General features: G+C 37.5%; 12 protein-coding genes and 1 pseudogene. 4 read left to right on the plus strand and 9 right to left on the minus strand.

Annotated elements, in window-relative coordinates; translation table 11 throughout:
- The 3 genes from QM917_RS10240 to QM917_RS10250 all read right to left on the minus strand — a co-directional run.
- On the minus strand, positions 1–85 hold an 85-nt coding region (locus QM917_RS10240; RefSeq protein ID WP_212750421.1), incomplete at its 3' end, for an IS630 transposase-related protein.
- Between the two features lie 161 nt (positions 86–246).
- A complete protein-coding gene (locus QM917_RS10245; protein WP_414285688.1) occupies positions 247–2,877 on the minus strand; it encodes a CAP domain-containing protein in 2,631 nt (876 codons plus the stop codon).
- A gap of 90 nt (positions 2,878–2,967) precedes the next feature.
- Positions 2,968–3,651, minus strand: coding sequence for a hypothetical protein (locus tag QM917_RS10250; RefSeq protein WP_414273126.1), 684 nt, complete (start codon positions 3,649–3,651; stop codon positions 2,968–2,970).
- A gap of 341 nt (positions 3,652–3,992) precedes the next feature.
- Between QM917_RS10250 and QM917_RS10255 the strand changes: the two are divergent.
- From QM917_RS10255 to QM917_RS10270, 4 genes and pseudogenes are all read left to right on the plus strand, one after another.
- Positions 3,993–4,229, plus strand: a pseudogene (locus QM917_RS10255) (hypothetical protein); the annotation flags it as partial.
- Positions 4,230–4,334: 105 nt separating this feature from the next.
- Complete coding sequence (locus QM917_RS10260) at positions 4,335–5,381, plus strand: DNA cytosine methyltransferase (protein WP_414273125.1); 1,047 nt, start codon at positions 4,335–4,337, stop codon at positions 5,379–5,381.
- On the plus strand, positions 5,374–6,453 hold the full coding sequence (locus QM917_RS10265; protein ID WP_414273124.1) for a DUF262 domain-containing protein: 1,080 nt from the start codon (positions 5,374–5,376) through the stop codon (positions 6,451–6,453). The genes QM917_RS10260 and QM917_RS10265 overlap by 8 nt, the downstream gene beginning before the upstream one ends.
- On the plus strand, positions 6,446–7,192 hold the full coding sequence (locus tag QM917_RS10270) for an MAE_28990/MAE_18760 family HEPN-like nuclease (RefSeq protein WP_414273123.1): 747 nt from the start codon (positions 6,446–6,448) through the stop codon (positions 7,190–7,192). The genes QM917_RS10265 and QM917_RS10270 overlap by 8 nt, the downstream gene beginning before the upstream one ends.
- A gap of 249 nt (positions 7,193–7,441) precedes the next feature.
- On the opposite strand, the gene QM917_RS10275 is transcribed toward QM917_RS10270, so the two are convergent.
- The 6 genes from QM917_RS10275 to QM917_RS10300 are packed head-to-tail and all read right to left on the minus strand — an operon-like array spanning position 7,442 to position 11,131.
- The gene (locus QM917_RS10275; protein ID WP_414285689.1) at positions 7,442–8,041 is read right to left on the minus strand and encodes a response regulator transcription factor; all 600 of its coding nucleotides are present in this window, start codon (positions 8,039–8,041) and stop codon (positions 7,442–7,444) included.
- Entirely contained in the window at positions 8,042–9,139 is a 1,098-nt protein-coding gene (locus QM917_RS10280) for a sensor histidine kinase (protein ID WP_414285691.1), read from the minus strand.
- Complete coding sequence (locus QM917_RS10285) at positions 9,139–9,876, minus strand: ABC transporter permease (RefSeq protein WP_414285693.1); 738 nt, start codon at positions 9,874–9,876, stop codon at positions 9,139–9,141. Before QM917_RS10285 ends, QM917_RS10280 begins: the two co-directional genes overlap by 1 nt.
- A gap of 1 nt (position 9,877) precedes the next feature.
- The gene (locus tag QM917_RS10290) at positions 9,878–10,762 is read right to left on the minus strand and encodes an ABC transporter ATP-binding protein (RefSeq protein WP_414285695.1); all 885 of its coding nucleotides are present in this window, start codon (positions 10,760–10,762) and stop codon (positions 9,878–9,880) included.
- Positions 10,749–10,943 (minus strand): hypothetical protein, encoded by a 195-nt coding sequence (locus QM917_RS10295; RefSeq protein WP_414285696.1) that lies wholly within the window; start codon positions 10,941–10,943, stop codon positions 10,749–10,751. Before QM917_RS10295 ends, QM917_RS10290 begins: the two co-directional genes overlap by 14 nt.
- On the minus strand, positions 10,940–11,131 hold the full coding sequence (locus tag QM917_RS10300) for a hypothetical protein (protein WP_000681201.1): 192 nt from the start codon (positions 11,129–11,131) through the stop codon (positions 10,940–10,942). The genes QM917_RS10295 and QM917_RS10300 overlap by 4 nt, the downstream gene beginning before the upstream one ends.
- Positions 11,132–11,449 lie beyond the last annotated feature (318 nt).

Consider the following 11,449-nt stretch of genomic DNA (forward strand, 5'->3'; position numbering starts at 1 on the left):
CAAAAACTTTGGCCGCCTCGACATGGCTGTGTCCCTCTTTGATGTAATCTAATGCTCGTTGTTTAAAATCTGTACTATATGCCATGGCTTTATTATAACATGTATTTTATAAACTAAGTGACTATAATAGTCACAATTAAAAAGCTAGAGTTCCGCAATTGGAAACCTCTAGCTTTTTTGTGGTTGAGAACTATTTTGTCCAAGGCTCTTAAAACAACCTTATAAAAATGACAAATTTTATCCCTTTTAGCGTTCACGTTTACGTTGAATTGTAAATCCTAAAATTAATCCCAAAATAGTATATCCACCGAGAGCTATCTGACGTTCCACTCGAGAATAACTACCAGTATTTGGTAACTCCTGTTTAGTCGCATCTTTTCTACTAAACGTAGGTAATATTTGAGATGGCGTGTCATTCGGTCTAGCACCAGCATGTTTTGGACTTGTCTTATAACCATTCAATTCGGCATTCAAATCAAAAGCTGGAAGTTCTGTCAGTGTTACAGTTGGTGTGTCAACTGTTGTGGCACCAATTCCATCTTCATTTTGGGTCACTTTGTAACCATTCAATTCACCGTTTAGGTCAAAAGCTGGAAGTTCTGTTGGTGTCACAGTTAGTGCGTCAACTGTTGTAGCACCAATTCCATCTTCATTTTGAGTCACTTTGTAACCGTTCAATTCGGCATTCAAATCAAAAGCTGGAAGTTCTTCAACACTTGGTGTTTCACGCGTAACTGCAGAAACTACACCTGTTGTGTCTTGATAAACTGCAAGAGCTTTGTCAATTGCAAGAATATCAGTCAAACGTTGAACATTAGATTTAGCGTCAGAAAGTGCTTTTTGAGCTTGTGTAAGCGCAACTTTTGCGTCCGCCACACGTTTGTCGGCAGCTGCTTTATCTTCTTCAGCCTTAGCCAATTTAGCATTCAAGTCACCCAATTGGCCTTGCAGGCGAGCTGCCTTATCACGAGCCTCAGTTGCTTTATTGATTTCACCTTGGACAGCCGCTACGCGTCCAGTCAAATGTTTGACGTAATTTGTAGCACGGTCAGCTGCAACTTTCTTTTCTTCAAGAGTTTCTGTAGTTGCTTGGGCAGCTAACTTAGCACTCGCAAGAGTTGAAGTTGCCTTGTTTAATTCGTTTGTTGCAGTTGTAATAGCCGCAGCACGTTGTTCTTGACTACGTGTAGCCGCTGACAACTTGCCAGCTAATGCAGTTTGTCGCGCTACAAGTGCGTTTCGTTCATCTTCTTGGTGTTCTTTGAGAGCTTTTAGGTCATTTAAATCGCGTACAAGAGAGCTGTTATCGCCTTCTTGTTTACGAGTTACGAACACAAAGTGATGGTCTGCGATGAATTTCATTTTGCGACCGTAGAAAGTTGGATTTAGTGCATCATCTTTGAAGTTATGGATGTTATCCCAGAATTTCTTGCTGGACTCACTTTCTTCTTCAAGATATGTTGCGCCGTCTTCATCAGTTGAATATGTGCTACCAGTATGTGCATTATTTTCAAATGCGGCATAGCGTGATGTATCATTAGAACCCACAATATTAGCAAGTGCTAGACCCATCTTACCACCCATAGGCGCTAGAAGTGAACGGCGGTGCCCGTGATTGGCACCTGTTACGTTTGTGTATTCATCATACCATCTAAGTAGCATATCGTAAGCTAACGTTTCATTTGTTTCAATTCGATTAAAATGGATATATCCATCTTCGGAAGATGTAAACTCTCCGAAACCATCGCTGGCATTTTCGAGACCTTTTTCATTTTTATCCCCTGGCGCAGTCAATGATGTCTTATGACTCAATACATTATTACGTTGCATCTCGTTAGCGCGTTGTTGGGCGTAATCCAAGTAAGCGTCATCCACTTGCATATTACCTGCGACACCGTTTGCTTCACGTAATTCATTCAACAATTTAACAAATGCTTGGGACAATCCGCGGTTATCCACTTTGTAGCGGAATACTGGACGTTTCTTGTAAGTGCGAGTTGCAAAGTCATATGGTGCCTTACGGTAGTCTTCAAGTGCTTTTTGGAAATCCAACATATCTTGAGTTGCTTCGATTTCAACGATTTTGACACCTTGGAAGTTGACAGGTTCCATTGTTGGGTTACCAGATGCATCTTTTGGCACATTGTTACGGTTATGCTCGTAATCCATAAGATTGTCATGAGCTACTGCATTACGTTCAGATGGATTTAAATCAATCGTTTTGATAATTGGTTTGTAATTATCCACTTCTTGTTGTTTGGCATCAATGAGACTAGTCGTTGCAGCAATTTGTGTAGATTTTGCAGTCACTTGACTATTAACATCATCCAATTCTTTTTGGATTTCTTTAGGGTCTTGACTAGTTGTCGCAGTTGCTTGGTTCAAAGCAGCTTTCTTGTCTTCGACAGTTCTCTCTGCTAATGTGACAGCTTTTGTAGCGTTATCATGGGCTTGTTGAGCTGCTACGAATTCATTTTTTGCTGTTTGTTCGGCAGTTTTTGCGTCTGAAAGTTCGGTATTGAGTTCTGATTTTTGCTCAGTTTTAGCCTCAATTACCTTGTTTTGTTCTTCGACAATTGCAGATGCATTTTGCGCAGTTTTGACATCTTCTTTGACATCTGTAACAGCTTTTGTAGTGGCTGATTGTTGGTCTTCGGCAACTTTCACATTGGCAGTCTTTTGGTCAACTGTTGATTGCGCTGATTTAGCAACTTCTTGAGCCTTAGTCAAATCTTGACCAGTAACTGGTGTTTTGTGTGTAGTTGTTGATTCTATTGGTTGTGTAAGTTCATCCGCTTGAACAGCAGTATTAACAACATCGGCACCGACAAGAACAGAAGTTAAAGCAGCACCTAATAAAATATCTTTCTTTTGCATATATTCTCCTAGTATAAAATTCATGATTCATTTTCAAAATTATAACCTGTTCTCCTAAGAGGAACAAAGTTCAGTATTCTAATCCTCTGATTACCTGTTTTCTATAATCCTATGATGAGTCCTTGTCTCTAATAATTGAATTGTCTGAATTACAGATTGATAACGAACATTATCTTGGATAGTAGCTAAACTACTTTGCATTACTTCCTGATTGTATTCCACTCTTTCACGGTGTTTTTCTTCCGCCAGTAAGTTAGCTGCTTCTTTAAAGTTATCAGCTCTATAAGTTTCTAGATAACTATATAAGAGATATAGGTCATCCATATTAAAATAATCTTCTGGAATTTCTTCTTTATAGTCAAGGAACTGCTTATCTCTCAACAGTTCTACACCTTTTTGGCGATATTTGTTAGAAGCATCATTATCATAAGCATTTGAAAATTCCTTCTTGGCAGAATGATTATAAAATGCTTTTACAATAGCAAAAATAGGATAAAACGCAAACTGTAACAAAGCATAAGCTATAGCTATATGGAAAGTAAATATAGTTGGCACTAAACTGTCTTTAATCGACTTATACATAAAACCTATTATAAGAATGCTGATGATAATTATGTTAAATACTTTTTTAATTCTATAATATTTATCCATAATGCCATCATAGGCTTTATTTTGTTCAGCCGAAATAGCCTGCTCCAAATCCGATACTGTTTTTAAAACTTGAAAACAATACCCAAACATATAAAGCAATTCTTCCCTATTATATCTATTCATATTGGTTTAATGTTCCCCTATAGCCATAATCCGATTTTTGAGTATATTTATCATACAACTATCTATTATACCCCCCCCCCGAAATGGCTTTGTCAAGGGATTTCTATTAATTTTAATAAAATATTTTATTGCCATCTATCTAGATTTTTGTTATCTGAAAAAGATTGATATCTAGTGTGTCACAACACTCAAAACTGAGCAAAAAAATAGGTTCATTTAAAAATTATTGTTTAAAATCATAACCACCCGTCAAACGGGTGGTTTGCACCAGAACGCTATAAGTCCAAATTACCAGCCAGCGCCTAAAGACGCTGGCTTTCACCTTGTTCAAGCTGACTCGTCACTTGCCTCTCGCAGACCTCCTCAATGTCGAAGAAGAGCTCACTCGTCTCGACAAGGAACTGGCTAAATGGCAAAAAGAACTGGATATGGTCGGTAAGAAGCTCTCTAACGAACGCTTCGTAGCCAATGCCAAACCAGAAGTCGTCCAAAAAGAACGCGACAAACAAGCCGACTATCAAGCTAAATACGACGCGACAGTCGCACGTATTGATGAGATGAAGAAGTTGGTGAAATAAAGAAACCCTAAGCAGTTCTGATAAATTAGTCTAATATCAGAACTGCTTTTTTTGTTGATTTATGGTAAAATGTAAAGATAAAACAAAAAGCAATAGGAGGCCGATATGAAAATAAATGCAGTTGATTTATTTTGTGGTGTAGGCGGTCTAACGTATGGTATTCAGCAAGCGGGTATCAATGTTGTTGCTGGTTATGATATTGATGAAAAAAGCAAATTTGCGTACGAGCACAACAATGATGCTAAATTTATTTTAAAAGATGTTAAGGAAATTGAAGACGATGAAATACTAGGGTTATATCCATCAGATACTGACATAAAAGTGCTGATTGGATGTGCTCCCTGTCAACCTTTTTCGACATATAGTCACAAATATAAAAATAATAAAAATACAATTCAAAAGATGGATTTACTAGACTACTTTGGAAAGCAAGTTAGATTGGTAAAGCCAGATATTGTTTCAATGGAAAATGTACCACAACTAGCTAAAGAAACTGTTTTTAACAATTTTCTAAGATTACTAGAAACTGAAGGATATAAAGTAAATTGGAAAATTGCTTTTGCCCCTGCTTATGGCATTCCCCAAAATAGAAAACGTTTATTACTTCTAGCATCTAAATTTGAAGAAATTTCCTTTATAGAAGAATTGTCTACAAAGGATTACCCGACTATTAGACAGGCTATAGGGGATCTACCTAAGTTAAACGCTGGAGAGACCGACCCGTTAGATGTGTTGCATACAGCTCGAAATCTATCTGATATTAATTTAAGTCGAATTCGTAGTTCTAAACCAGGAGGGACGTGGAGAGACTGGGATGATTCTTTATTACCGGAATGTTTTAAAAAGGAGAGTGGCGCAACTTATGGTTCCGTATATGGTAGATTAGAATGGGATAAACCATCCTCTACAATAACAACTCAATTCCCCGGTTATGGAAATGGTAGGTTTGGGCATCCAGAACAAGATAGAGCACTTAGCCTTAGAGAAGGAGCTATTTTACAAAGTTTTCCAAAAACCTATCAATTTATCAATAATTTAGACTCATTCTCCATTCAAAGAATTGCAACACAAATTGGCAATGCTGTCCCTCCAAAGCTCGGAGAGGTAATAGGAAAAAGCATATTGAAACATTTGGAGGATTATTATGCTTAAGCAAATAAAATTATTTGAAGATGAAGAAAAGCAGAAAAGAATACAAGAACAAATAGATCGTTTACAATATGAACTTAATTATGATACTCGAGATTATCCTATTAGTTTTATTGTAGATTTATATAATAATGAGAATGAAATTTTTTCTCCTGACTATCAGCGTAACGAATTATTATGGGGACCAAAGCAAAAATCAAGATTTATAGAATCGTTACTACTTGATTACCCTATTCCTCTTATATTTCTAGCTGATACGGATGAAGGTAGTATGGAAATAGTTGATGGATTACAAAGAATTTCAACTTTATCTGAGTTTTTTAATGAAGAATTAAAATTGGTAGGCCTAAACAAACTTACCGAATTAAATGATTGCACCTTGGATGAAATGCCTAAAAATGAAATAAGACGATTAAAAGCTAGATCATTGAGAGTCATTGTGTTGAAACATAATACTCCAGCAGATGTTCGCAAAGAATTATTTGATAGACTCAATACTAGTTCCTTACGTGCCAATACAAGTGAAATTCGGGCAGGAAGAGAACTTGATAATCCTCTTATGATATTGATAAAAAACTTAGCAGAAGATGAACTCTTTAGGAAGAATACAAATCTTTCCAAAAATAAAATTAACCGGAAAGAAGATATTGAATTAGTAAGTAGATTTTTTGCTTATAGTAATAATTTAGATAATTATGATGGCTCAGTGATGAATTTTGTTGATGGCTATATCCAAGAAGCTGGAAAAAATTGGTCTGATGAAATAAAACTTTCATTTGAAGATGAGTTTAATAAAACAATGAAATTTGTGTCCGATAATTTTGAGAGAGGATTTCAGAAAGAGGATCGAAATCATACACCTCGGGTACGTTTTGAGGCCCTTTCAGTTGGTATTAATCTTGCTTTAAGGGAATCTCCCCAGTTAAATGTCTCCGTAGAACAAATAGATAAACTATTAAACAGTGACCACTTTAAAAAATGGACAACTTCCGATGCTGCTAATAATAGAGCTAAAGTCATTAGTAGAATACATGGAGTTAGAGACTTTTTATTAAATGGTGAATTTAATGACTGAATATGAAAAATTGAAAAACGAAATTAATCATTTTATCAATGTAATTAATATTTATGAACAATCTATAATGGGAATTCCAAATGTGTTGACTAATTTATTCGAAATACAAATAATTAGCTCTCCCGAAGTTTTGACTGAACTAGATTTCCTACTGCATATTAAGGATAAAGATAGTTTTGAAGCAATTGTTAAAATTATGAAATCCAATTCTATTTTAATGCTATATAATTTAGTTGAATCAACCATAAGAGTTTCAATGTTAGAATATTATAGCACTTTAAACGATAAACAAATATCTTTTAGTCAAGCGATTGAATCAATTCAAAAATTATGGGTTAAAAACTATTTGAATCAAATAAATAGCAATGAGTTAAATCAAACCGTATTTGATATGATTTTAAATGTAATAGACGATAATTATAGTGTGGCAATAGAAAAGGAATCTTTTCATCTTTCTGGCAATGCAGATGTTAAAGAAATGAAAAAGATATTAGAAACACACGGTATTACATACAATAATGATTCATTTAGAGATTATGGTGGTGCTCTTTTAACAATTAAAAACAAGAGAAATTATTTAGCTCACGGAAATATTTCTTTTGAAGATAATGGGAAAGGATTTTCAATTCAAGACATAATTGAATTAAAGGATAAAACTTATCAATGTCTAGATTACTTTATTTCCCTAATAAATTCTGCCATTAGTAATCATAAATTTATGTCAGAAGATTTATTATAGTCTCAAAAAACCAATATTGTTCAATACTTTTAGAAATCACTTTACTACTTAACAAATTCTGTAAATTCAAGTCAATCTGAAAAATACAACATTGTAATTTAACTTCCATATATCATTAAGAATTGAGTTCATCTGGATTGATACCGAAAACCCACCAAGCGATGCCATTGGCTAGGTAGCAAAACAAACCTGAACAACACACAAAAATCTCTTAGATCTATTTCTAAGAGATTTTTTCTTTCTCTCCCCTCACAACCAGCCTTCTTCTTCGGCAGTTTTGGCTGCTTCGGTTCGATTGCTGGCATTGAGTTTAGAGAGGATGTTGGTCATGTAATTACGGACAGTGCCGTTTGAGAGGTAGAGCTTGTCCGCAATTTCTTGGTTGGAGAGACCTTGGGCTACTCCATGTAGAACAGCGACTTCTTGCTCGGTCAAGGGATTGGGATGGGTCATCATGACTTCCATCAGCTCTGGAGAATATTCCTTGCGTCCCTCTAACACCGTATGCAGGGTTTGCATGAGTTCGGCGATGCTTCGCTCTTTCAAGACATAGGCGTCGACTCCTGCTTTGACCGCTCGTTCAAAATAGCCTGGACGTTTAAAGGTCGTAACGATAACTACCTTGGTTTCAGGCACTTCTTGTTTGATCCACTCGAGCGCTTCTAGTCCTGTCTTAACTGGCATTTCGACGTCAAGAATAGCAATATCTACTGCTTCTTTCTCCAAAACCTCGATAGCCTCGGCTCCATTTTTCGCCTGCAAGACAGTCTCCACATCTGGTTGAAAGCTCAAGAGCTGGCACATGGCGTCTCTCAGCATACTTTGATCTTCTGCGACTAATACTTTCATCTACTTTCTCTCCTTATAAGGCAGATGCACGCGCACCTCTGTGGGGTCTTTCAAACTAACTAGCTCTACCTGACCTGAAAAGGCTGAGGCACGATCTCGTACTGTGTGCAGTTCATTTCCTTCTACAGTTGCAAAGCCTTTCCCGTCATCTCTGACTGTCAAGAGCAATTCCTGATCTGTGCGTTCCAGTTTTAGATAGGCTTTTTGAGCTTGGGCATGCTTGATGATATTGGTTGCCAGTTCTAACAAAATCATAGTAGCCGTCGACTCCACATCCTGTGTCAAGCTAGCCTTGTCCAATTGATTGTCAACCTCAACCTCAATCCCAGCAATTTCCAGCATCTTCTTAACAGTCTCAAGCTCTGAAGCTAGGGTCCGTGATTTCAGATTTTCCACAATGGTTCGCACTTCATTCATGGAATCCTTGCTGATCTGGTGAATTTCTTTTAATTCCTTTTCCACCTGTGGATAAGCCTCCATCTGAAACAACTGCAGGGCCAGATCTGTTTTGACACTCAGCATAGCAAAGGTATGTCCCAAGCTATCATGCAAATCCTGACCGATACGACTACGTTCATTTTCAGCTAACAAGAGATTTATCTGGGCATTTTGCTTGGCCTGCGCTTCTTTCAAATCCTCTACAATACGAATCCGAACCAAACCAAAAGTCATCAAATCGACAAAAGCAAGAATTACAAGTAGATAGAATAGAAACCCAACTTCGATTCTCTGAATAATCAACAGTTGCCCCACCACAAGCACTTGAGCAAGGAGAAAAGTCCGGACATGTAAAGAATTAAAACTACGTACGCCAAAATGATAAATTAAGAGATTGGAAAGGAAAAAGAAGAACCAGATATAATTTACAGCAACAAAGGCGGTGTTCCCAGCTACATAGACCAGCATGATGCCCCAGAAAAGCCAAGATAGGCGCTGATTCTTAGTTGTTAAAACACCCAAATACGCCACTACAAATAGAATATCAATCAATAAATGCCAGACAGCAAGCTCCCCAATCACTACAGGAAGGATGGGAAAAACCATAAAAATCAAACTGGCCCAATACATATAGTCTATGCTCTTCAGTCTTTCAAGCATTAAGCATTCTCCTTATGACCTTGAAGGTAAATGGTCAAACCAAACAAAACTGCTGAAAAAACAAGTAGATAAACTGTGGCTGATAAATTGATGCCACCCTCATTTAAGAAGGTCTTGATCAATTCCATCAACTGATAGCTTGGTAGACGCTTCCCGATTGCTTGCATCCAGTCTGGAAATAAAGAGACAGGCATCCAGAGTCCGCCTAACACAGCCAAGCCAAAGTAAAGAAGATTGCCTACGACAGACATCAACTGACTAGAAGGTAAGAGAGTCAAGGTCAAGCCAAGAGCTACAAAGGCAACACTTCCTACTATCAGCAAAAGCGCAGCCCCAATCCAGTTTCCAAGAGACATGTCCACACCTCTTACAAAATGTCCAACTGAGAAAACAACCAGAATTGAGACCAAATAATCAACCATCATACTTGTTATCTTTGATAGATAATATTCTACCATATTTACAGGGCTATGACGTAATATTTTCTGCCAGTTGTTGATCTTGTCGGTATGTAAAACAACTGGGAATGAAAAGATAGCGGTAGACATCATGGAAAAAGCCGTCATGGAGATGAGGTAGTCGCGCATAAAATTCGCTGGTCCACCTGGTGTGTCCTGGTACATGCCTGAAAAGAATAAATAAAAGGCTGTCGGCATTCCTACGGATAATAGATAATAGACTAATTGTCGTTTGGTCAATAGAAATTCTATCTTGTTTAGTGCGATCCATCGTTTCATCTTAGTCATCTCCCTTTTGTGTTTCTTCAAAGATTGTATCCAGCAAGCTACGGTTATTGACTTCAATTTCTTGAATCCTACATCCTGCCTGAACTAACAGTTGCCAGAAAGCATCTGCTTCGCGTGTGACTACTTGCAGGGCATCTTGTTTTTGTGACCAGTTTTCAACCAAGTTAGACTGTTCGATGACTTCCTTGTAAGCCAGAGGAAGGATAAAGTGCTTTTCAATCTCTTCACTGCGCATGGCTAGAGGTGTCGTATCACGAATCAACTCTCCCTTATTTAAGACCAAAATCCGGTCTGCTGTATGCTCTACTTCCTCAATATAATGAGACGAATAGAGAATGGTGACTCCCTGCGCTTTTAAGTCTTGGACAATTTCCCAAAAACGTTGGCGGGTTGAGGTATCCATGGCCGCAGTTGGCTCATCTAAAAAGACAAGCCTTGGTCTGCCAATCAAGGTCAAGACAAATAAAAAGAGACGCTTTTGCCCACCTGACAATTTTTCTGCCAATTGTTCTTTTTGTTGCTTGTCAAACTGCAATAGTTGATCGATCTCCTGAGTGTTTAAGGGATTTGGATAAATGCTTTGAAAGAAAGCAATCAACTCTTTAACCTTTAATTTCTGAACAATGACATTTTCTTGAGGGAGGTAGCCTCTAATGTAGTCTAACTGAGAACTCGTCACTGGCAAGCCTTGGATGGATACTTGACCGCTGGTGACCAGTTTATCTCCAAGCAAACAGTCCAAGAGTGTTGTCTTACCGGCACCATTTGGACCAATCAAGGCGACACATTCACCTTCAGTCACCTCAAAGGAAATATCCTTCAATATAGCCTTGCCCTTGATGCTTTTATTTAGGCTTTCTACTTTAATCATGTTCATGATACTCTCCTTTCAGCCACTCCTTTCCCATCGGAAAGACGATAAAAATCATAAATCCTAGACCCCAAGCACCGCGAATGACTTGGTGAAGGAAGGCTTGGTCAAACCACCCTGTAAACATTTCGACCAACCATACCACTAGTGATAGTCCAATAAAGAAATAGAGAATCGCTTTTTTCATTTTTCAAACTCCTTTTTCACATCTGAGACCAATTTCAAACCTTCTCGGATCAACCAAGACATCATGCCAAATCCTGCAAATAACTCCCAAGGAAAATGATAGAAGCCTTCGTCCAATCCTGAGAACATGAGATAAGTCATGACTCCTGCTGCTACTAAACTCATTGCGACAATTACTTTATGTTTCATTTTTTTCTTCCTCCATTTGATACATCTAGTATAATTCTTTGAAGGTAAAATTACTAGAAGCTTCTGTCATGAGGAGATATGACAAATGTCATTAAAAATGATGGAACAGAAATTACTAGATTGGGTCACTTTTCTAGCCCCAATCAGCTACTGGATCTAAAACTCATTGCAAACCAAAAAAGATCGGGAAAATGAACTGCACCCCAAAAGTTAGACATAAAAATCTAACTTTTGGGGTGTTTTTATTATGAAATTAACTTATGAAGATAAAGTTCAAATATATGAATTAAGAAAGAAAGGAGAGAGCTTTAGACAACT

It is taken from the genome of Streptococcus infantis (assembly GCF_047460685.1).
In the GTDB taxonomy this organism is placed as follows: domain Bacteria; phylum Bacillota; class Bacilli; order Lactobacillales; family Streptococcaceae; genus Streptococcus; species Streptococcus infantis_AD.

Coding starts and splice junctions, on each gene's coding strand:
- QM917_RS10250 (WP_414273126.1), bottom strand. CDS start 3,651: ATGAATAGATATAATAGGGAAGAATTGCTTTATATGTTTGGGTATTGT.
- QM917_RS10275 (WP_414285689.1), bottom strand. CDS start 8,041: ATGAAAGTATTAGTCGCAGAAGATCAAAGTATGCTGAGAGACGCCATG.
- QM917_RS10280 (WP_414285691.1), bottom strand. CDS start 9,139: ATGCTTGAAAGACTGAAGAGCATAGACTATATGTATTGGGCCAGTTTG.
- QM917_RS10285 (WP_414285693.1), bottom strand. CDS start 9,876: ATGAAACGATGGATCGCACTAAACAAGATAGAATTTCTATTGACCAAA.
- QM917_RS10270 (WP_414273123.1), top strand. CDS start 6,446: ATGACTGAATATGAAAAATTGAAAAACGAAATTAATCATTTTATCAAT.
- QM917_RS10290 (WP_414285695.1), bottom strand. CDS start 10,762: ATGAACATGATTAAAGTAGAAAGCCTAAATAAAAGCATCAAGGGCAAG.
- QM917_RS10245 (WP_414285688.1), bottom strand. CDS start 2,877: ATGCAAAAGAAAGATATTTTATTAGGTGCTGCTTTAACTTCTGTTCTT.
- QM917_RS10295 (WP_414285696.1), bottom strand. CDS start 10,943: ATGAAAAAAGCGATTCTCTATTTCTTTATTGGACTATCACTAGTGGTA.
- QM917_RS10265 (WP_414273124.1), top strand. CDS start 5,374: ATGCTTAAGCAAATAAAATTATTTGAAGATGAAGAAAAGCAGAAAAGA.
- QM917_RS10260 (WP_414273125.1), top strand. CDS start 4,335: ATGAAAATAAATGCAGTTGATTTATTTTGTGGTGTAGGCGGTCTAACG.
- QM917_RS10300 (WP_000681201.1), bottom strand. CDS start 11,131: ATGAAACATAAAGTAATTGTCGCAATGAGTTTAGTAGCAGCAGGAGTC.